The organism is Nocardioides ginkgobilobae, from assembly GCF_054781275.1.
The window spans coordinates 47972-68600 of record NZ_BAAGUS010000009.1 but is presented as its reverse complement, the minus strand read 5'-3'; the positions used below and the strand labels follow the sequence as shown (position 1 = coordinate 68600).

Annotated in this window: 16 protein-coding genes and 1 tRNA gene; 5 read left to right on the top strand and 12 right to left on the bottom strand. The window is 73.5% G+C overall.

The features are described from left to right. Positions 1–266: 266 nt before the first annotated feature. From ACYVID_RS10450 to ACYVID_RS10435, 4 genes are all read right to left on the bottom strand, one after another. Positions 267–1748, bottom strand: coding sequence for an HNH endonuclease signature motif containing protein (locus ACYVID_RS10450; protein WP_460736738.1), 1482 nt, complete (start codon positions 1746–1748; stop codon positions 267–269). A 434-nt stretch (positions 1749–2182) separates the two neighbouring features. Continuing rightward, positions 2183–3115: an oxidoreductase gene (locus tag ACYVID_RS10445; protein WP_460736736.1), complete on the bottom strand. Its 933-nt coding sequence runs from the start codon at positions 3113–3115 to the stop codon at positions 2183–2185. Positions 3116–3144: 29 nt separating this feature from the next. After that, positions 3145–3963, bottom strand: coding sequence for a maleylpyruvate isomerase family mycothiol-dependent enzyme (locus ACYVID_RS10440; RefSeq protein WP_460736734.1), 819 nt, complete (start codon positions 3961–3963; stop codon positions 3145–3147). 40 nt (positions 3964–4003) lie between these two features. Further along, positions 4004–5764: a GAF domain-containing SpoIIE family protein phosphatase gene (locus ACYVID_RS10435; RefSeq protein WP_460736732.1), complete on the bottom strand. Its 1761-nt coding sequence runs from the start codon at positions 5762–5764 to the stop codon at positions 4004–4006. 117 nt (positions 5765–5881) lie between these two features. On the opposite strand from ACYVID_RS10435, the gene ACYVID_RS10430 reads away from it, so the two are divergent. Beyond that, complete coding sequence (locus ACYVID_RS10430; RefSeq protein WP_460736730.1) at positions 5882–7651, top strand: NHL domain-containing thioredoxin family protein; 1770 nt, start codon at positions 5882–5884, stop codon at positions 7649–7651. Positions 7652–7781: 130 nt separating this feature from the next. On the opposite strand, the gene ACYVID_RS10425 is transcribed toward ACYVID_RS10430, so the two are convergent. Next, complete coding sequence (locus tag ACYVID_RS10425; protein WP_460736728.1) at positions 7782–8402, bottom strand: LysE/ArgO family amino acid transporter; 621 nt, start codon at positions 8400–8402, stop codon at positions 7782–7784. 69 nt (positions 8403–8471) lie between these two features. Between ACYVID_RS10425 and ACYVID_RS10420 the strand changes: the two genes are divergently transcribed. Continuing rightward, the gene (locus ACYVID_RS10420; RefSeq protein WP_460736726.1) at positions 8472–9371 is read left to right on the top strand and encodes a LysR family transcriptional regulator ArgP; all 900 of its coding nucleotides are present in this window, start codon (positions 8472–8474) and stop codon (positions 9369–9371) included. 197 nt (positions 9372–9568) lie between these two features. On the opposite strand, the gene ACYVID_RS10415 is transcribed toward ACYVID_RS10420, so the two are convergent. After that, positions 9569–11446, bottom strand: coding sequence for an acyl-CoA dehydrogenase (locus ACYVID_RS10415; RefSeq protein ID WP_460736724.1), 1878 nt, complete (start codon positions 11444–11446; stop codon positions 9569–9571). 250 nt (positions 11447–11696) lie between these two features. Between ACYVID_RS10415 and ACYVID_RS10410 the strand changes: the two genes are divergently transcribed. Continuing rightward, the gene (locus tag ACYVID_RS10410; protein WP_460736722.1) at positions 11697–12155 is read left to right on the top strand and encodes an RrF2 family transcriptional regulator; all 459 of its coding nucleotides are present in this window, start codon (positions 11697–11699) and stop codon (positions 12153–12155) included. Between the two features lie 83 nt (positions 12156–12238). Here ACYVID_RS10410 and ACYVID_RS10405 read toward each other — a convergent pair whose 3' ends face one another. The 5 genes from ACYVID_RS10405 to ACYVID_RS10385 all read right to left on the bottom strand — a co-directional run bounded on the left by ACYVID_RS10405 (position 12239) and on the right by ACYVID_RS10385 (position 17470). Beyond that, positions 12239–13426, bottom strand: a complete 1188-nt coding sequence (locus tag ACYVID_RS10405) for a hypothetical protein (RefSeq protein WP_460736720.1) — start codon at positions 13424–13426, stop codon at positions 12239–12241. 68 nt (positions 13427–13494) lie between these two features. After that, the gene (locus ACYVID_RS10400; protein ID WP_460736718.1) at positions 13495–13980 is read right to left on the bottom strand and encodes a nuclear transport factor 2 family protein; all 486 of its coding nucleotides are present in this window, start codon (positions 13978–13980) and stop codon (positions 13495–13497) included. A gap of 162 nt (positions 13981–14142) precedes the next feature. Continuing rightward, positions 14143–14775 carry a DUF2461 domain-containing protein gene (locus tag ACYVID_RS10395; RefSeq protein WP_460736716.1) on the bottom strand — a complete coding sequence of 211 codons (633 nt, stop codon included), beginning with the start codon at positions 14773–14775 and terminating at the stop codon, positions 14143–14145. Positions 14776–15000: 225 nt separating this feature from the next. Next, a tRNA-Gly gene (locus ACYVID_RS10390) sits at positions 15001–15076 on the bottom strand. Between the two features lie 60 nt (positions 15077–15136). Then, on the bottom strand, positions 15137–17470 hold the full coding sequence (locus ACYVID_RS10385) for a sulfatase-like hydrolase/transferase (RefSeq protein ID WP_460736714.1): 2334 nt from the start codon (positions 17468–17470) through the stop codon (positions 15137–15139). Between the two features lie 68 nt (positions 17471–17538). On the opposite strand from ACYVID_RS10385, the gene dcd reads away from it, so the two are divergent. Both dcd and ACYVID_RS10375 read left to right on the top strand, forming a co-directional pair. Then, positions 17539–18114, top strand: a complete 576-nt coding sequence (gene dcd / locus ACYVID_RS10380) for a dCTP deaminase (protein ID WP_460736712.1) — start codon at positions 17539–17541, stop codon at positions 18112–18114. Positions 18115–18158: 44 nt separating this feature from the next. Next, positions 18159–19133, top strand: coding sequence for a siderophore-interacting protein (locus ACYVID_RS10375; protein WP_460736710.1), 975 nt, complete (start codon positions 18159–18161; stop codon positions 19131–19133). A 267-nt stretch (positions 19134–19400) separates the two neighbouring features. On the opposite strand, the gene ACYVID_RS10370 is transcribed toward ACYVID_RS10375, so the two are convergent. Next, a complete protein-coding gene (locus tag ACYVID_RS10370; RefSeq protein WP_460736708.1) occupies positions 19401–20345 on the bottom strand; it encodes a hypothetical protein in 945 nt (314 codons plus the stop codon). Between the last annotated feature and the right edge of the window lie 284 nt (positions 20346–20629).

The following is a 20629-nucleotide window of genomic DNA, read 5'->3' as shown; positions in this document are numbered from 1 at the left end:
GCGGCCGGTAGGCCCGCCCCCCGGGGGCCGCGCCGGCGCGTCGGTGTCGGGGCGGCGGTACAGAGCAGGGCCGGCGGCTGACGTCTCGCGGCCCGGCGGGCTGGATGGCATGGAGACGCCGCGAGGACGTCGAGCGGCGGTTCGCCGGCAGCTCGTTCCCCGGGGCTTCTCACTCGTTCGACCAACGGAGCGGCGGGTGGGCGTGCTGGTAGCCCGGCCACGGGGGTGGTGGTCGGGCTGCGAGCGGGTGCTGCGGTGCCTGGGGGTCAGGCGGTGAGTGGGGTGGTGCCGTCGGGGTGGACGAGGTAGCGCTGGCCGTGGGGGCTGGTCCAGAGCCAGTGGCCTGGTGAGAGTCCTTGGACGGTCCAGGGTCTGCCTGCTGGTGAGGGGTGGGTCTTGGCGCGGTGGTCGTGGCGGCAGAGTGGTGCGAGGTTGTCGGTCGATGTCTGGCCGGGTGGGCCGCCTTGCTCGGGTGGGACGTACTCGATGGTGTGGTCGAGGTCCGATGACTCGGCGGGCCTGCGGCAGTGCGGGAACGAGCAGGTGGTCCTGGTGAGCTTGACCCGGTTGGCGATGCGGTCGGGGACCTCGTAGGAGTCGACGGCGACGGTGTCGTGGAGGTCGATGACGGGCTTGACAATGACCTGGGTGCCGGGGACCCCGCACCACTCGCGGATGGCGTCGGCGGTCAGGAGCTGGCGGTGGTTCTCAATGCGGGCGAGGTTGAGGGCGAGCCCACCGGTGGCGGGGTCGATCTGGGGTGCGCCGGTCAGCGCGGCGTCGCTCAGGTGGACGGTCAGGATCACGGTGCGGCGGGGAGCCGTGCTGCTTCCGATGCGGGTGCCGGGGTCGGTGGGTGCGCTGGTTGCGCGGTCTCGACGACGCTCGTCGCTGGCGCTCCTCCCTGCTCGACCATCCTCCGTCGCTCGAGGATCGTCCTCGGGGAGGGTGCCCTGGCCGCGGGCGATGTAGCCGAGGGCTTTGGCGCGGCGGATCGCGAGGGTGTCGGTGGAGCCGTCGAGGAGCAGCTGGTGCGCGATCTGTCGGATCGCTGCTTCGAGGTCCTCGGCATCAGCGCGGTCCAGCAGCCCGTCGGCGGACACAGCGGACGCGGTGCCGACGCAGGTGGCGGGGGTGGCAAGGTCGAGGTCGAAGTAGAGGTTGGCGCGGGTGTCGCACTCCTGCACTTCGGTGGTTTCGGGGTCGAACCGGGCGGAGGCTTCGAGGACGAGGCGGTCCACGGTGACGGGGCCGGCGGTGTGGACGACGTGGGCGACCTGGGCGTCCACGAACCCCGCTGCTTCGGCGGACAGCCCGCGCGTGGCCTGTGCCAGGCGGCGGACCCGCCACGCGGTGACCTGCCCGGCAAGCAGTCTGGCCCACACGCGGGGGAGGCGGTGCTTGGCCTCGATGGCGTCACCTACGAGCAGGCGCCCGGACTCGCGCGTGCGGCCGAGGGCGGTGGACAGCTCGGTGACGGCGAAGTCGGAGACCTCGGGAGCGCCGGCGCCGGCGAGGTCGAGCATGGTGTCGGCACCGGGCATCCCGAACCGGGCCGTCCACGCAGCCTCGGCGGCGTCGTGCGCCTCCTCGTCGGGGTGGCTGTACGTGCCGTACAGGTCCGGCATCAACGCACCAGTGGTGTGCGCATCTGCCCACTGCGCGACCCCGATCAGCAGCTCCCGCGCGGCGTCGTCCTCGCGCGCCTTGGCGGCGCGGATCGCGTCGAGGAGGGAACTGGTGGGCATGGTGAAAGTATAGTCGAACACACGTTCGAAGAATAGAGTTTCACCAGGTCAGACCCACCTTTCAGGCGAGTTTCTGGAGCGCCGATCCAAGCCCAGCCGAAGCGAGCACCCCAGTGGAGGGCGACCACCCAGACAAGCGCAACCAAGAAGCTCAGGTGGCACCCACGGCGACCACGGCTTCCTGAAATCCAGGAACTGCTGCAGCGCGAACGCGCCACGACCCACCGAGGGTGACCCAGGGAGCAACCAGGGGTACAGCAGGGCGCGGCGGTGTGCGCGGTCTCGACGACGGCTCGCTGGCGCTCGCCTGCTCGACCAGCGGTGGGCGCTGGCGCTGCTCGCATGTCGACCATCCATCGCGACATCGCGACATCGCGACATCGCGACATCGCGACATCGCGACATCGCGACATCGCGATCGGCGATGGCGACTGTCAGGGGTACCGGATGCCCGTGGCCGCCTCGCTGACCTCCCACAGGCGCCGGGCGGCGTCGGCGTCGCGGGCGCGCTTGCCCATCAGCGTCACCTGGGGCCGACCGGCCATCTCGCCCGGGCCGCTGGGTCCGCAGTAGGTGCCGCCGGGGAGGTCGGCGGTCGCGGCCATGAGGGTCGGCTGCGCGCCCGCCGCGGCGGACTGGGAGACCGCTCGGATGGTGGCGTCGAGGATGGAGGCGATGCCGCCGGAGGACCGGCCGTACTGCCCGTTCGCGGCCAGGTGCGTCCCGGCGAACCCGGGGTGCGCGGCCAGCGCCTTGACCGGCACCTCGGCGGCCCGGCAGCGCCGGTCGAGCTCGAGGGTGAAGAGCAGGTTGGCGAGCTTGGACCGGGCGTAGGCGCCCCACGGGTCGGCGCGCCGGGTCTCGGCGCGGGGGTCCTCGAGCGGTGCGCGGCGCGCCACCCGGTGGAACTGCGAGGAGACGGTCACGACCCGACCACCACCGTCCGCGGCCGCCAGCTGCGGGAGCAGCAGGCCGGTGAGCAGGAACGGGCCGAAGTGGTTGGTGGCCATGGTCGTCTCGAACCCGTCGTACGTGCGCGGACCCGAGACCCCCATGACGCCGGCGTTGTTGACCAGCACGTCGATCGGCCCGAGGGCGGCGGCGGCCGCCCCGGCGGAGCGGACGGAGGCCAGGTCGGAGAGGTCCACGACGAGGGGTACGACGTCGGCCGCGGGCACCTCGTCGGTGATCGCCACGGACGTCTCGTCGAGCTTGCGCGGGGTGCGCCCGGCGAGCACGACGCGGGCGCCGCGTCGGGCCAGCTCGAGCGCGGTGTGGTGGCCGAGGCCACCGAGCGAGGGGCCGGTGACCACGATGGTGCGGCCGGCCTGGTCGGGCATGCGGGCGAGGTCCCAGGTGTCGGTCACGGGTCGTCCTTGCGGCTGGTCGGGGCGCCTCAGGGGGTGGTGGCCATGCTGTCGAGCACGCGCTGCGCGAGGGCCTCGTCGCCCTCGACCCGCACGGCCCCGGGGGCCGGACGGCGACCGCCGGCCAGGCACGTGAAGGACTCGCGGTCCATCGCCAGGAGCACGTCGGGGGTCGCGGGCGGCTCGGGGAGCACGCGGCCGCGGCGGTCCTGACCGACCTCGAAGGCGAAGGGCGCGCTGCCCTCCATCTCCAGCACCAGTGAGGTCCCGGGCTCGGCACCGACCTTCTTGGCGAGGACGAAGCCCATGGACTCGGCGAGGTACTCCGCGGTGTGCCGCGCCGGCTCGGTGTCCATGCCTCCGGGGCGAGCGACGGCGCGACGCACGTCCTGCTCGTGCATCCACACGTCGAGGGGGCGGTTGCGCAGCAGGGTGCGCCACGACCACGGCACGCCACCGAAGACCCGCTCGGGGATCGCGTCGGCATCGGTGGGCGGGTCCGCGAGCAGGGCGGTACGCCGGGCGGTGGCCGACTCCCGGATCTCGGTGATGAGGGCGTCCGGGCTGGCGTCGCGCCGGTTGACCACGCCGATCTCGGTGTAGTGGCCCAGCAGGCCGGTGACGTGGGCCGGCGGCGGGTCCCCGATGTCGGCGTGCTCCTCCTCGCCGGTCGCCAGCACCTTCTCCAGGTGGGCGACGTGGGCTGCGACCGCCCGCACGTCCCAGCCGGGGAGGTCGGTGGGTCGGTCCCAGTCGGCCTCGTCGAGACTCTCGAGCAGGGCGGTGAAGTCGTCGATCGCCTGCCACCACACGTCGGCGTACCCCGCCAGCAGCCCCTGGTCGCTCATGTGCCGGACTCTAGCGAGCAGCGCCCACCAGGCGGCGTGGCTACCGGAACCTGACCGCGAGGACCGCGACATCGTCGGCGAGCGCCCCGTCGTCGAGGTCGGTGAGGACCCCGTCGAGGAAGTCGGTGACCGGACCCGGCGGCTGTGCGAGCGCGGCCTTGCGCAGCCGCTCGAGCCCGTCGGTGAGGTCCTCGCCCCGACGCTCGACCAGACCGTCGGTGTAGAGCAGCAACGTGGAGCCGTCGGGGACGCGGCGCCGGTTGTCGCTGCGGTGGGCGTCGGGCAGCACGCCGAGCATCAGGTCGTGGTGCTCGTCCTCGAGCCAGGCGACCTCACCGTCGGGGGTCAGCAGCAGGGGTGGCGGGTGGCCGGCGTTGGTCCAGCGCAGCGTGCGGCCGCCGGAGCGGTCGGGCTCCTCGATCCGGAGGTAGACCAGGGTCGCCAGGCCGTCGACGCCGAGGTCGGCCATCGCCTCCTCCAGGCGCAGCACCTGCCGCGACGGCGGGTCGTCGACGGCCCAGGCCAGGGCGCGCAGGGTGGTGCGCATCTGGCCCATCGTCGCGGCCGCGCCGATGTCGTGCCCGACGACGTCGCCGATCATCAGGCTGGTCGCGCCGGAGGGCATGAGCACGGCGTCGTACCAGTCGCCGCCGACCTGGTCCCGCGCGGCGGCGGGCCGGTAGCGGGCGGCCATCTCCAGCTCCTCGGTCTCCGGGAGCCGGGGGAGCAGGGCGGTCTGGAGGACGACGAGCGCGTCGTGCTGCTCCTGGACGAGCAGCGCGCGGGACAGGGACTGGGCGGCGTACGTCGCCAGCACACCGAGCGTGGCCAGCTCGTCCTCGGCGAGGTCGCGGCAGTCGTCCCAGATCACCGCCATCGCCCCGAAGGTCCGCCCCGCGGTGGTCAGCGGGAAGAAGGCGCGGCACTCGCCGATCTGCTCGCGGTAGTCCAGGTCCGGGTAGTGCTGGTTCTGGTCGGCGCGGTCGCGGTAGGCCAGTGGGCGCTCGCTGACGAGGCAGTGGCCCAGGGGGTTGCTCAGGTCCGCGCGCAGGCTGTTGTTGAGCTGGGCCGAGCGCCACGTGTCCCCGGTCTGGGGCACGTAGTGCAGCCGGGGGACCTCGACGTCGAGGTGCGGCTGGGTCGGCAGGTCGTGGGCGGCGGCCTCGGAGAGCCAGATGCCGGCGCGCAGGCAGCCGAGCTGCTCGCGGGCCACCCGCTCGGCGGCCGCCGCGACCTCGGTGACGGTCGCCGCCGAGGCCAGGCCCTCGCTGAGGGCGAGCAGGACGGCGCTGCGCCGGCCCAGCGAGTCGGCCTCCTGGGCGGCCTCGGCGGCCTCCGCCCGCAACCCGCGCTGGGCGAGCTCGGTGGAGCAGGCGGCGGCGAGGTCCGCCAGGGCCTCGAGCGCGTCGGGGGTCCAGGCGCGCGGCTCGGGGTCGATGGCGCAGAGCGAGCCGATGATCTGGCCGGTGTGGTCGCGGATCGGGTGGCCGGCGTAGGCGACGACGCCGAGGTCGGGGATCGCCAGGTTGTCGCGCAGGCGCTCGTCGAGGCGTGCGTCCTCGGTCACGACCGGCGCCTGGTCGTGGACGACCCACTGGCAGAAGGAGTGGGTCAACGGGGTCTGCCGCGCGGCGTCGTACGGCGCGGGGAGGCCCTCGGCGCCGACGAAGACCTGGCGGTCGGTCTCGACCAGGCTGACCAGCGCGACGGGGACGTCGAGCGCGCGGCGGACCATCCGCGCGTAGCGGTCGAACGAGGCGTCCACGCCTAGCGAGGTGGCCCCGTCGTCGGTGCCGTCCATCCAGCCTCCCCCCGGTGTCAGCGCACGCTAACCCGGGGCCGCCCGGAGCGTCGCCTTTACCCTGTCGACCACCCTTTGGGTTGGTCGGGAGGGTCTGTGCGGGGGAGGATCGGGGGAGTGAGCACCCAGCCCCGTCGCCAGCCCGTCCGGCAACCCGTCAGGGCCCCTGAGCTCGTCGGCCGCGGGTGGCTCAACACCGACGGCCCGCTGCGCCTCGCGGACCTGCGCGGTCGCTTCGTCCTGCTGGACTTCTGGACCTTCTGCTGCGTCAACTGCCTGCACGTGCTCGACGAGCTGCGACCGGTCGAGGCGGCGTACGCCGAGGAGCTGGTGGTCATCGGGGTGCACTCCCCGAAGTTCGTCCACGAGGCCGATCCGATCGCGCTCGCGGCGGCCGTCGAGCGCTACGGCGTGCACCACCCGGTGCTCGACGACCCCGAGCTGGTGACCTGGCAGGCCTACACCGCCCGCGCCTGGCCGACGCTGGTGCTCATCGACCCGGAGGGCTACGTGGTCGCGCAGTACGCCGGGGAGGGGCACGCCCATGCGATCGAGGCGCTGCTGGCCGAGCTGGTCCCGCAGCACCGCGAGCGCGGCACGCTGCAGCCCGGCGACTCGCCGTACGTCCCGCCCGTCGTCGAGCCGAGCGACCTGCGGTTCCCGGCCTCGGCGGCCCCGCTCGCGGGCGGGGGCGTCCTCGTCGCCGACGCCGGCCACGACCAGGTGGTCGAGCTGTCCGCGGACGGCGAGGTCGTGCGCCGCTTCGGCGGGTTCCGCGAGCCCAACGGGCTGTGCCTGCTGCCGGCCGACGTCGCGGTGGCGGTGGGGTACGACGTGGTCGTGGCCGACACCGTGGGCCACCGGCTGGCCGGACTGCGGCTGGAGGACGGCTCGGTCCGCACGCTCGCCGGCGACGGGCAGCAGTGGATGCCCGGCGACGGCGTCGAGCGGCTCTCCTCGCCGTGGGACGTGGCGTGGTGGGGCGACCGGGTGTGGGTCGCGATGGCCGGCATCCACCAGCTGTGGACCCTCGACCCGCTGACCGGGGCGGTCGAGGTCGCCGCCGGCACGACCAACGAGGGCCTGCTCGACGGCCCGCTCGCCGACGCCTGGTTCGCGCAGACGTCGCGGCTGGCGCCCGACGGGGACCGGCTGTGGCTCGCCGACTCGGAGACGTCCTCGCTGCGCTACCTCGCCGACGGCTCCGTGCACACCGTCGTGGGGTCGGGGCTCTTCGAGTTCGGCTTCCAGGACGGGCCGGCCGAGCAGGCGCTGCTCCAGCACCCGCTCGGGGTCACGGTCCTGCCCGACGGGTCGATCGCGGTCTGCGACACCTACAACGGTGCCGTGCGCCGCTACGACCCGGCCACCGGGTCGGTGGGGACGCTCGCGGAGGGCCTCGCCGAGCCGTCGGCGGCGTACGTCGACCCGGTCGACCCCTCCCAGCTGGTCGTCGTCGAGTCGACCGCCCACCGGCTGACCCGGGTGCCGCTGGGCGGGGTGGTGAGGGTGGACGGGTTCGCGCACTCCACGCAGCGGCCGGTCACCCCCGTCGCGGCCTCGCTGTCGCTGACGATCACCTTCACGCCGCCGCCGGGGCAGAAGGTCGACGACCGGTTCGGTCCGCCCTCGCAGCTGGTCGTGGAGTCGACGCCCCCGGGGCTGATCCGCTCCGGCGGCGGTCGCGACACCGACCTGACCCGGGTGCTCGAGCTCGACCCGCACGCCGGGGAGGGCGTCCTCCACGTCGCGGCCCGCGCCGCCTCCTGCGACGCCGACGGCGGCGAGGGCGCCGCCTGCCGGATGCACCAGCAGGACTGGGGGATCCCCGTGCGGGTCTCCGCCGAGGGGCCCGGGGAGCTGGTGCTGCCGCTGGGGGGTGTGTGAGGTTCGGCGGGGGTGCGTGAGGTTCAGCGGGGCGCCGCTGGAGGTCACGGGGCGCCGACGCAGGTGCAGCGGGGGAGCGTGAGGTTCAGCGGGGCGCCGCTGAACCTTCCGAGATCCGAAAATGCCCCTGCTACCCCCGCGCCAGCCCCACGGCGATGAGCAGCATCGTGACCCCGATCAGCACGTCGAGGACCTGCCAGGCGCGGGGCCGGGCGAAGAGCGGGGAGGCCAGCCGCGCGCCGTACCCGAGCCCGGTGAACCACACCAGCGACGCCACGACCGCGCCGCCGGCGAAGGCCCAGCGGTCCTCCGAGCCGTTGGCCAGCGAGCCGAGGAGCAGGACGGTGTCGAGGTAGACGTGCGGGTTGAGCAAGGTCAGCGCCACGGCCGTGAGCAGCGCCGCGGACAGTGGGCCCGCGGTCCCGCCTGGCGCAGCCGAGCCGTCCAGCACCTCGCCGCCGCGCCAGGCCCGACGGAAGGACAGGACGGCGTACGCCGCCAGGAAGACCACCCCGCCCCACCGCACCACGTCGAGCACCACCGGCGCCTGGGTCACGATCGTCCCGATCCCGGCGACCCCGGCGCTGATCAGCACCGCGTCGGAGATCGCGCAGACCGCGACGACCGGTCCGACGTGGTGGCGGGCCAGGCCCGAGCGCAGGACGAAGGCGTTCTGGCTGCCGATCGCAACGATGAGGGTCAGCCCGGCGGCGAGCCCGGTCAGGGCGGTCGGAAGGGCGGTGGTGAGCACGGGACGACGGTAGGCAGCGGGAGATATGAAGGGAAGCGAAGGAATCTGTGGGTCCCTTAGCATCGCTTCATGACGGCCGGCCCACCTCTCACCACGCCGCTGCCGGCAGCGCAGCTCGCCGCCCTCGTCGCAGTGGTGGACCACGGCACGTTCGAGGCCGCCGCCCGGGCGCTGCACGTGACACCGAGTGCGGTCAGCCAGCGGGTGCGTGCGCTGGAGTCGGCCGTCGGCCAGGTGCTCGTCCGTCGGGCCGCACCCTGCACGGCCACCGACGCCGGCCTGGTGCTGGTCCGGCTGGGGCGTGCGCAGGCGCTCCTGGAGGCCGAGGCCCGCGGCCTCCTGCAGCCGCAGGAGGCCGGCCGCACGGAGCTCGGCGTGGCGGTCAACGCCGACTCCCTGGCGACCTGGTTCCGCGACGTCCTCACGGCCGTCGCCGGCTGGGACGACGTGCTGCTGCGCCTGGAGGTCGAGGACCAGGCGCACTCCCACGACTTGCTGCGCCGCGGCGAGGCGCTGGCCGCGGTCACCAGCGACCCCGTGCCGGTGCAGGGCTGCTCGGTGGAGCACCTGGGAACGATGCGCTACCACGCGGCCGCGGCCACCTGGCTGGCCGAGCGGCACGCCGACGCCTCCGGCCGCCCCGACTGGAGCCGCCTCCCGATGGTCGTCTTCAACCCCAAGGACACCCTCCAGCACGACCTGCTGGCCGGCCTGGGCGTGGGCGCCCCCGCCCCGCACCGGGTCCCGACGTCCGCGGACTTCCTCGCCGCGGTCACGGCCGGTCTCGGCTGGGGCATGCTGCCCGAGGAGCAGCTGGTCCCGCTCGAGCGCGACGGGCGGCTCGTCCGGCTCGCGGCCGACCGGCCCGTCGGCGTACCCCTCCACTGGCAGCGCTGGCGCCTGGACTCCCCGCTGCTGGACCGGCTCACCAACGCCGTCCGCTCCGCGGCGGCGCGGCACCTGGGCTGAGGGCGGGGGCGGGCCCCGGGTTTGTCGGGTAGCCGACAGACCCGGAAGCTGTGGTCGGAAGTCTTGTCGGGGCGCTCCCGGGTTCGTCGGGTAGCCGACAAACCCGGCCCGCAGCCCCCCGCAACGCCCTCCCCGACGCCGACGGCCCGCCACCCCATCAGGAGTGGCGGGCCGTCGTACGTCGAGGGCTCAGTGCGTCAGAACGCAGCCTCGTCGAGGTCCATCAGCGCCAGGTCGGTCGACTCGGCGATCGCGCGCTCGGCGGAGAGCTTCGGGAGCACGTTCTGCGCGAAGAACTGCGCAGCGGCGACCTTGCCCTCGTAGAACGCCTTGTCCTTGCCGCCGCCGTCCTCGGCGCCCAGCTTCTGCAGGGCCACCTCGGCGCCGCGCAGCAGCAGCCAGGCGCAGACCACGTCACCGAGCGCCATCAGCAGGCGCGTGGTGTTGAGGCCGACCTTGTAGATGTTGCGGATCTCGTCCTGGGCGCTCATCAGGTCGTTGATGAGGTGGCCCACCATCGCGTTGGCGTCGTCGAGCGCGGTGGCGAGCAGCGCGCGCTCGTTCTTCAGCCGGCCGTTGCCCGCCTCGGAGTCCAGGAACTTCTGGATCTCGCCGGCGACGTGGCCCAGCGCCTTGCCCTGGTCCTTGACGATCTTGCGGAAGAAGAAGTCCTGGCCCTGGATCGCGGTGGTGCCCTCGTAGAGGGTGTCGATCTTGGCGTCGCGGACGTACTGCTCGATGGGGTACTCCTGCAGGAAGCCGGAGCCACCGAAGGTCTGCAGGGTCTCGGTGCCCAGCAGGGTCCAGGAGCGCTCGGAGCCGTAGCCCTTCACGATCGGCAGCAGCAGGTCGTTGACGGCCTCGGCGAGCTTGGTCTCCTCGGAGTCCATCGTGCCCTCGTGCTCGGCGATCATCACCTTGTCCTGCCAGGTGGCGGTGTAGAGCACCAGCGCGCGCATCGCCTCGGCGTAGGACTTCTGCGTCATCAGCGAGCGGCGCACGTCGGGGTGGTGGGTGATCGTGACGCGCGGCGCGGTCTTGTCGCCGGACTGGGTCAGGTCGGCGCCCTGCTGGCGGGTCTTGGCGAACTCCAGCGCGTTGAGGTAGCCGGTCGAGAGGGTGGCGATGGCCTTGGAGCCGACCATCATCCGGGCGTTCTCGATGACCTGGAACATCTGCGCGATGCCGTTGTGCACCTCGCCGAGCAGCCAGCCCTTGGCCGGCTCACCGCCTCCGACGGCCGGGTCACCGAAGGTGACCTCGCAGGTGTTGGACACCTTGATGCCCATCTTGTGCTCGACGTTGGTGACGTAGACGCCGTTGCGCTCGCCGGTCAGCTCGCCGGTCTCGTGGTCGAAGTGGATCTTCGGGACCAGGAAGAGCGACAGGCCCTTGGTGCCGGGACCGCCGGCCCCCTCGACGCCGACCGGGCGGGCCAGCACGAGGTGCATGATGTTCTCGCTCATGTCGTGCTCGGCGGAGGTGATGAAGCGCTTCACGCCCTCGATGTGCCAGGAGCCGTCCTCCTGCAGCATCGCCTTGGTGCGGCCGGCACCCACGTCGGAGCCGGCGTCCGGCTCGGTGAGGACCATGGTGGCGCCCCACTGGCGCTCGACCATGATCTGGGCGATCCGCTTGTCGCGGTCGTTGCCGTTGCGGTGGACGACGCCGGCGAAGGCCGGGCCCGCGGCGTACATCCAGATGGGGGCGTTGGAGCCGAGCGCCAGCTCGCCGAGGGCCCACACCAGGGTGGAGGGGGCGGGCTGGCCGCCGAGGTCCTCGGAGATCTGCAGGCGCCAGAACTCCGAGTCCATCCAGGCCTGGTAGCTCTTCTTGAACGACTCGCCGATGGGGGCGGTGTGGGTCGCGGGGTCGAAGACCGGCGGGTTGCGGTCGCTGTCCTCGAAGGAGGCGGCGAGGTCTTCGCGGGCGAGGCGGTCGACCTCGGCCAGGACCTCGCGGGCGGTGTCGCTGTCGACCTCCGCGAAGGGACCGGTGCCCAGGACCTCGTCGCGGCCCAGGACCTCGAAGAGGTTGAACTCGATGTCGCGCAGGTTGCTCTTGTAGTGGCTCACGGGGGCCCACCTTCTGATCTCGGGAACCGGCGTCGCATGGGGGCAGCACGTCGGTGTGCTACTGGCCGGTAATAAGCGATGATACGCGCGAGTAACTTAGCGAGCAACCACTTCCGGGTGACGTCCAGATCGGCCGGAACCGGCGCCTGGCAAGGGAATCCAGCGACCGGCGTCCTCCGAGCCGCAATCACCACCCGGGGACGTCGACGATGTCGAGTGACTCGATCGACTCCTCTGACACACTGGCCCCATGCGCGTCTCCGCCAAGTCCGACTACGCCCTGCGGGCGCTGATCGAGATGTCGGGACGCGTCGGGGGCCCCGCGGTGAGCGCCGAGGAGCTCGGCCGGCTGCAGGACATCCCCCGCAACTTCCTGCAGGCGATCCTCGCCGACCTGCGCCGCGCCGGCGTCGTGCTGAGCCAGCGCGGCCAGTCCGGCGGGTGGCGGCTGGCCCGTCCCGCCAGCGAGGTCTCGGTGGCCGACGTGATCCGCGCCGTCGACGGCCCGCTCGTCTCCGTCTACGGCCTGCGCCCGGAGTCGGTGGAGTACAACGAGCGCGCCGAGCCGCTCCAGCAGGTCTGGATCGCGGCCCGTCGCTCGCTGCGCGACGTCTTCGAGCACGTCTCCATCCAGCAGCTCGCCGACCAGGAGCTGCCCGACTGCGTGTCCCAGCGGACCGCGGACGAGGACGCCTGGAACCCGCACTGACAGCCGTCCCGGTGGTCGAGGTGCCAGGCGCGACCGGCGTCAGGGCGCCTCGACGTACGACGGGGGGCCGGTGCGGCCCCGGCTCAGTCCTCGACGAGGGCGGCTGCCAGCCGGGTGCGCAGGCTGGCCCGCTTGCGCTCGAGCTTGGCGTTGCGCTTGAGGAGGTCCTCGACGTGCTCGCGGGTGCGGGCCAGCTCGACCAGCAGGTCGCCCAGCGCGTCGGTGGTGGTCGCGAGCCGCTCCTGGGTCGTGGGCTCCACGACCGCCCGGACCGGCGCGGGCGAGGGCAGCAGCGGCGTGGTGTCGCCGACGACGTCGTACCCGCCGTCGGCGAGGGCCTTGCGCCAGCGCTCGCCGAGGTCGAGGAGCTCCTCGTGCAGGTCCGCGGGTGCCGGGGGGAGGGCGTCGGAGGCCGGCGCCAGGTGGGCGTCGACCAGCTGGCGCCGGATCCGCCCGTCCGCGCGGCCGTCGACCGAGGCGTTGACGCCGCGCAGCACCTCGAGCGAGCCCAGGGACGAGCCCAGGGACGAGCCCAGCGAACCGGCCGCCGCCGCACCGGCGGGGCCCGAGAGGCCCGCCGGGGCGGGGGTGGCCGCATCCGCGGGGGTCTCGAGCGGCAGCGATGCGGGGTCGGCGCCGACGACGCGGGCGACGCACTGCCAGGTGGCGAGGGTCGGGTCCTCGCCCGGCTGCGGCACCACGACGTGCACCCGGTCGGGTCGCCGCAGCTCCGACGACCAGCGCTCCAGCACCTGCTCCACGTCCTGGTCGGCCCAGAAGGCACCGGCCTCGTCGAGTCGGCGGGCCGGGTCCAGGACGCGGCGGGCGTAGCGACGCAGCTCCAGGTCGGAGCCGGCGCGGACCGCCTCGGACCACGCGGCGACGAGCTGGCGCGCGGGGTCGGCCAGCGTCGCGACGAGGTGCACCTCGAAGCCGGCGAGGCTGTCCAGCAGCAGGGCGACCTGCTCACGCGTGGCGCCGGCCAGCAGGTCGTCGGAGACGACGACCGCGTCGTGGGTCTTGGCGCCCTCCTTGCGCGCGCGCTTGCACAGCAGCGCGAGGGTCCCCTCGACCTCCTTGCGCTTCAGCCCGTAGGTGCCGTGCAGGCGGCGCAGCTCCAGGGCGGCACGGCGCGCCTCGTCGGCGCTGCGGGCCGGGACCCGGACGCCGGCCTCCGCGAGCGGACCGGCGTGCGCGGCGAGCGCGGCGGCGAGTGCGCCGGCGCCGGTGTGCGGGAGTCCCAGGTGGACGACGAACCTGCGCTTGGCCATGCCGCCAGCGTGGGCCAGCGAGGGGAGCGGCAGGTGAACGGCGGGGTGGCGCCCCGCCGACGCCTCGTCTAAGCCTGGGTGAAGGAGGCCATGGTGCGCTCGGGCTCCCAGTAGGCCTTCATCGAGGTCACGCGGCCCTCGTCGTCGACGACGTAGACCATGACCAGGTCGGTCGTGGTGTGCGAGCCGTCGGCGAAGGCCGTGCGGATCGAGCCGATGTTGGCGCAGGTGTTGCTGCCCGGGTTGGCGAAGGACTCGGTGATGGTGAAGGCGAAGGTGTCGATCGGCGCGATCGCCTGCTCCCAGAACGCCCGGATGCCCGCGTGCCCGCGGTGGCCCTTGCCCTCGGGGTCGAACATCGAGGGGCCGACCGGGTCCTCGACGACCCCGTCCTCGGCGTACACCGTCAGCCACTCCTCCAGGTCGCCCTTGGCGACCGCGGAGTAGGAGCGCATCGAGGCCATCCGCGCCGGGTGCTCGTCGGTGCTGGCGCGCCAGTCGATGGCGTCGGAGGTGAGGGCTGCGGGGCGGGCGGAGCCGGTGGTGGTCGTCACGAGCGGATCGTACGACGGAACGAGAACGTGTTCTAGATCTCCGTCTCTCGCATACGTCGGCGGGACCGGCGCCCGAGGTCAGCACTGCGCCCGGGGGCTGATCTGAACCGCCGAACAGTCACTTCCGAACCGCCGAACAGTCAGTTCCGAACCCCCGAGCCGTCAGTCCTGCACGTGCCGCTGGGCCCACTCCACGAGCGGGCGCAGCGAGCGCCAGTCGTCGCGCACCAGGTCGAGCGCCGTGGCGGTGTGGATCTCCGGCCCGAAGCCGTGCTGCTTGCCCAGGGTCAGCGACTTGTGCCGCAGCAGGGCGATCCGCGGGTGGTCGGCGTCGAAGCCGCGCGGATGGGTCTTCAGCGTGTCGCCGCCGACCTCGAAGCCCTGCCCCTCCAGGCCGGCGACGAGCGCCTCGAGCTCGGGTCCGAAGCGCTCGTGCGCGACGGCCTCGCGGTACGCCGCCAGCCGGGTGCCCGACGCCTCGTAGAACCCGGCCCCCGTGCGCAGCCCCTGCGGGCTGATCTCGACGTACCACCCCGTCGCCGGGCCGACCCCGACGTAGGCCCCCTGGTGGGTCTTGTACGGGGTCTTGTCCTTGGCGAACCGCACGTCGCGGTAGGGCCGGAAGATCTTCGCGGTGCCGAACTCCGCCTCGAGCTCCTTGCACAGCGCCGTCATCGGCGCCTTCACGGACTCGGCGTAGACGTGCTTGTGGGCCTCCCAGAACGACTTGGTGTTGTCGACCTCGAGGTCGTCGTAGAAGTCGAGCGCCGCGACGGGGAAACCGGTGAACTCCACGGCTCGACCCTAGAAGCAACCGAGCCCACCGCGGGGGTGGGCTCTCGTGGTCGCAGTTTCGTATGTGGAGCGGATGACGAGACTCGAACTCGCGACATCGACGGTGGGCGGAGCGTCGCGCTCTGCGCGCTGGTGGGACCTGGAGCGGATGACGAGACTCGAACTCGCGACATCGACGGTGAGCGGAGCGTCGCGCTCTGCGCGCCACGTGGGGTTCCCACGAACTGGAGCGGATGACGAGACTCGAACTCGCGACATCGACCTTGGGAAGGTCGCGCTCTACCAACTGAGCTACATCCGCACGACCGGCTGACCGGCCGCCGTCATGCTAGACGATCGGCGGCGCAGGCGGGTGCGGGGGTCAGCGCGGGTCGGGAAGCGGCGGGTACCGGCGGTCGCACTCGGCCGGGCCCTGGCAGGAGCGGAGGTCGCGGAGCCGGGAGCGCAGGGCGTCGAGCACCTCGGCGTACTCCCTGGCGCCGGGGCGCAGGTCGCCGCTGCGCAGCTCCAGCAGGTTGTCGAGCTCGTGCGGGTCGACCTGGCGGTCGTAGAGCTCGGACTGGCCGGTGAAGTGCTCGGCGTAGGTGTAGCGGGCGGTCGTGACGCCGCGGAAGGCCCAGCCGTCGTTGCCGCGCACGGCTGCGCGGCGCTTGGTGCCGGCCTGGATGAGCGTGGTGCTGGACGGCGGTCGCGCCCGCTCGCCGCGGAAGAGGTCCAGCAGCGAGCGGCCGTCGACCCGGCCGGAGCGGCGCACGTCGTCCAGGGCGCCGGCGGCGTCGAGGATGGTCGGAGCCAGGTCGACGGTCTCGGCGAGGGCGGTCGAGGTCTCGCCCGAGGGCACGCCCGGTCCGCGCACCAGCAGCGGCACCTGGAGGTTCTCGTCGTAGACCTGGTTCTTGCCGCGCAGCCGGTGCTCGCCGAGCAGGAAGCCGTTGTCGGAGGTGAAGACCACCAGGGTGCGGCCGAGTTCGCCGGTGCGCTTGAGGGTGCGCAGGATCGAGGCGTTGGCCTCGTCGACGGCCGCGAGCGAGCGCAGCCGCTGCCGGTGGGTGCGCAGCACCTCGGAGTCGGGGACCTTCTCCCCGATGCCGGAGTAGCGCGGCTTGTCGGACACGTCGGCCTCGTTGTACGACGGCTTGCGCATCGACGGCGGGCGGGCGTCGCGGTGCAGCCGGTCGGGCCGCTCGGCGCTGAACGGGTGGCCGACCGGCTTCCCACCGACGATCGCCTCGTGCGGCGCCACGTGGCTGACCCACAGGAAGAACGGCTTCGCGGCCGGTGCCTGCGCGCGCACCCAGTCCGACGAGCGCCGGGCCAGCACGTCCGTGGCGTACCCCTTCGGCGTCACGGGCCGGCCGTCGCCGAAGAAGGTCGTGCGCGTGTAGGCGTAGGTGCGCTCGGTGGTCGGGTCCCACCAGTCCCAGCCGAGTGGGCGCGGCGAGCGCGCGGTGTAGCCGTTGAGCATCTTGCCGGTGAAGCCGGTGCGGTAGCCGGCCTGGCGCATCCAGGTCCCGAGGTTGCCGCGCAGGTTGCGCCCGTCGCGGTACGCCGCGAACCGTGCGTGGCCGCCGAACGGGCCGTCGTTGTGCTTGACCCCGTTGTTGTGGGCGTACTCCCCGGTGAAGATCTCCGCCCGGGCCGGGCAGCACAGCGGGTGCGGGGAGATCGCGTTGACGAAGTCGACCCCGCGCCCGCCCAGCAGGCGGCGGGTGAGGGGCATGGCGGAGAGGTCGGTGTCGGCCTGGTCGTCGGTGGTGATGAGCACGATGTTGGGGCGGCGGACCTTGCGGGCCTCGGGCGCGGCCGCGTCAGCACCCGCGCCGGCGCGGGAGCCGACGACGGCGGGTGCGGGTGCCGCCGGGGCGAGGGCGGCGGCGCGGACGGTCCGGCCGTCCCGGGTCGCGCCGTCACCGGCAGGGTCGGGGTCGACGACGCCGACGGCGAGGACCCCCGCGAGCACCGTCAGGCCCACCTGGGCGGCGAGCTCACGGGGGCGGCGGTGCACCCAGGGCGCGGCGGAGGTGCGGACCCACTCCGCGTGCTGCCGCAGCTGTGCGCGCCGGTCGAGCGCCTCGATCTCGCGCGGGCTCGGCACGGCCAGGTCGTGCTCGACGCCGAGCGCGTCGAGGACGGCGACGGCCATCCGCTGGTGACCGGCCGGTCCCAGGTGCATCCGGTCCTCGTCCCAGTAGCCCCAGTGGCGGTACTCCCGCATGCGCCAGAAGTCCACGACGGTGGCGCCGTGCCGGTCGGCGGCCTCGCGGACCAGCTCGTTGTAGAGGGCGAACCGTCCGCGCAGCAGGCGGTACGTCGCGGAGCCGCCCGGGTCGAAGGCGGTAAAGACGACCAGCCGGGCGCCGGTCGCGGCCAGCCGCCCCAGCGCGTCGTCGTACGCCGCCACGAGGGCGTCGACGTCGACCTGCGGCCGCAGGATGTCGTTGGCGCCGGCGTAGATGCTCACGAGGTCCGGCGCGAGCGCGAGCGCGGGCTCGAGCTGCTCGGCCAGGATCGGCAGCAGCTTGCGGCCGCGGATCGCGAGGTTGGCGTAGCCGAAGTCCGGCTCGCGGGCGGCCAGCACCTCGGCGACGCGGTCGGCCCAGCCGCGGACGCCGTTCGGGCGCGTGGGGTCGGGGTCGCCGACCCCCTCGGTGAAGGAGTCGCCGAGGGCGACGTAGCGGCGGAAGGTCGGCGGCACGGCTCGACCCTATGCGGCGGTCGCGGGACGTCGTTCCCGCGTGGGCGTGCGGCGGCTAGGGTCAGCGCGTGCTGCTCTCAGACCGGGACATCGTGGCCGAGATCGACGCCGGCCGGATCGTGCTCGACCCCTACGAGGCCGGGATGCTCCAGCCCTCGTCGATCGACGTGCGCCTCGACCGGTTCTTCCGGGTCTTCGACAACCACAAGTACCCCCACATCGACCCCGCGCAGGACCAGTCGGACCTGACCCGGATGGTCGAGCCCGAGGGCGACGAGCCGTTCATCCTGCACCCCGGGGAGTTCGTGCTCGGCTCGACGTACGAGGTCGTGAGCCTGCCCGACGACATCGCCGCGCGCGTGGAGGGCAAGTCCTCCCTGGGCCGCCTCGGGCTGCTGACCCACGCGACCGCCGGCTTCGTCGACCCGGGCTTCTCCGGGCACGTGACGCTCGAGCTCGCCAACGTCGCGACCCTGCCGATCAAGCTCTACCCCGGCATGAAGATCGGCCAGTTCTGCTTCCTGCGCCTGACCTCGCCCTCGGAGCACCCCTACGGCTCGGCGAAGTACGGCTCGCGCTACCAGGGCCAGCGCGGCCCGACCCCGTCGAAGTCCTTCCAGAGCTTCCACCGCACCCAGATCTGAGCCGCCAGCACTGAGTTAGGCAGCCCTAAGTTAGGGTTGCCTACATGACTCTCGCCCCGGCCGTGCGGCCGCTGCTGATCTGCGCCACCGAGGTGGTCCACGCCGAGCGGCTCTCCCCGTCGTTCACGAGGGTGCACCTGGCCGCGCCGGAGCTCGCCGACCTGGGCGTCGGCCCCCGGTCGTACGACCAGCGGGTCAAGCTCGTCTTCCCCGACCACGTCGACGGGCCGCTGCCCGTCCTCGGCGACGGCGAGGACTGGTACGCCGCGTGGCTGGCGCTGCCGCAGCCCGAGCGCGGTCACATGCGCACCTACACCGTGCGCGACGTGGTCGGCTCGGGCGTCGACACCCGGCTCGTGGTCGACCTGGTCGTCCACGGGGTCGAGGGTCCTGCGGGCGGGGGACACGGCGAGGCCGGGCCCGGCTCTCGCTGGGCCGCGGCCGCGCGCCCCGGTTCCCGGGTCGTGCTGGTCGGCCCGCGTCGCGGGATGCCGTACGGCGGCATCGAGTTCGCCCCGCCGGCCGGGGCCGAGCTGCTCCTGGCCGGGGACGAGACGGCCGTGCCCGCGGTGCTCGCCACCCTCGCGCAGCTGGAGCCGACCGCCCGGGGTGCGGCGTTCCTCGAGGTGCCCCTCGCCGCGGACGTGCAGTCGGTCGTGCACCCCGAGGGGGTCCGGGTCACCTGGCTGCCGCGCGTGGGGGCCGCCCACGGTGCGCTGCTCCACGCGGCCGTGCTGGAGCACCTCGGGGCCGGGTCCGCACCCGTCGTACCCGAGGTAGCGGAGGACGAGGTCGACCCCGAGCTCTGGGAGACCCCCACCCACTCCTCCTCCGGCGAGGAGCTGGAGCCGGTCGTCCACACGGTCGGCGACGACCTCGCTGACGTCTACGCCTGGATCGCCGGGGAGTCCCGCGTCGTGACCGGCCTGCGTCGCGCGCTCGTCCGTGACCTGGGGCTGGACCGGCGCCGGGTCGCCTTCATGGGCTACTGGTGCGAGGGTCGCGCCATGGGTGCCTGACCGCCTCGCGGGGATCAGCCGTCGAGGCGGTCGGCGACCCGGCGCAGCTGCTCGGCGAGCCGGTGGCGCTGGGGTGCCCGGGGCGGGCGGGGCGCGCTGCTGCGGGAGAGACGGTCGAGGTCACCTCGACTGTGTGGCGTTCCGGTTCAACCAGGTTGAACCAGAACGCCACACAGTGGTGTCCCACGCCCGTCCCGGCCGCGTGCTGTTCCCTGACGGGTCGAGGTGATGGGGCGCGGGCTCGCAGGGGCGCGGGACACTGTCGCCTCAGCGGCAACCAGCCCCGCAGCTGCGGACCGGGCCCTCCCACCCGGCGACCTGCAGCACCGCGCCGACCCCGCGGGCGGTGGCGCACGCCCGGGTGAAGACCTGGCCGTACCCCACCCGCACCGACCGCCCTCCGCGGCCCGCCACGAGCAGGTCCCGCTCGAGGTCGCGGTCGCGGTCCACGAGCAGCGTGTGGTCGATCCGACCGTCGAGTCCGACGTGCACGTTCCAGGGTTCGTAGACGACGTCCTGCCACATCGACCGTCCCGCGTGCTCCAGCAGCACCTGGCGGGCGCCCCGCGGCAACCCGTGGGCACGCTCGACCCGGCGCAGGTACTCCCGCTCCAGCACCGAGCAGCTCCCCGCCGCCACGTCCGCCAGCACAGCGACGAGCAACGCCCGACGCGACACCCGCGGCCGCAAGGCCAGCGCCTCGGAGAGCCGCTGCGCCGTCGTACGCCGGGAGCCCGCCGCATCTGCCAGCGCGGCGACCAGTCCCAGCTCGTCGGAGGCGGCCAGGGCGACGTCGAGGACCGCCTCCTCGAGCCGGACGCGAGGCGGTCCGAGGTTCCAGAGCGTCAGGTCCTCGAAGCCGGCTCGCCGGTGGACCACGATCCCCGGCGGCGGCGTGAGTCGGCGGTTCCGCTCCACCACGACGTGCAGCTGATCGGTGTCGCGGCGCCTGCGTCCGGGTCCCTCGAACGCCCGCCACGCCGACTCGCCGGCGAGCCCGGCCGGCCACGCCCAGAGCACCGCTGCCCAGGCGAGCTGCTGCCACGAGGGTGGACCCGTGTGGTCGACGTAGACGCCGCGGTGCACCTCGACCAGCTCGCGGCGGCGCAGCATCCTGTTGACGGCGGTGGCGTCGGTTCCCGGCAGGGCGAGCAGCTGTCGCCGGGCGACCACGCCGTCCTGATCCCGCAGCACCAGCCCCAGCTCGTCCATCCCCCGACCCTCGCGCGCCTCGAAGCCATTGCAGCCCGATCCTGTGGGTCCTGTGGATGACTGCTCTCGAGAGGTGGCCCGGTACGACGAGCGGGCCGGACCCGTCTCGTCCGCCGGGGACCTGCTGCGTGACCCACTGTGTGGCGTTCTGGTTCAACCAGGTTGAACCGGAACGCCACACAGCGGGGAGGGACGACTTCCTGACCGGGCTGGTGGGCCGTGCTGGGGCGTGGCGCCGGGCCGCGATGTGTCACCGCGAGCATCGGGCCCTACGAGCGTCGAGC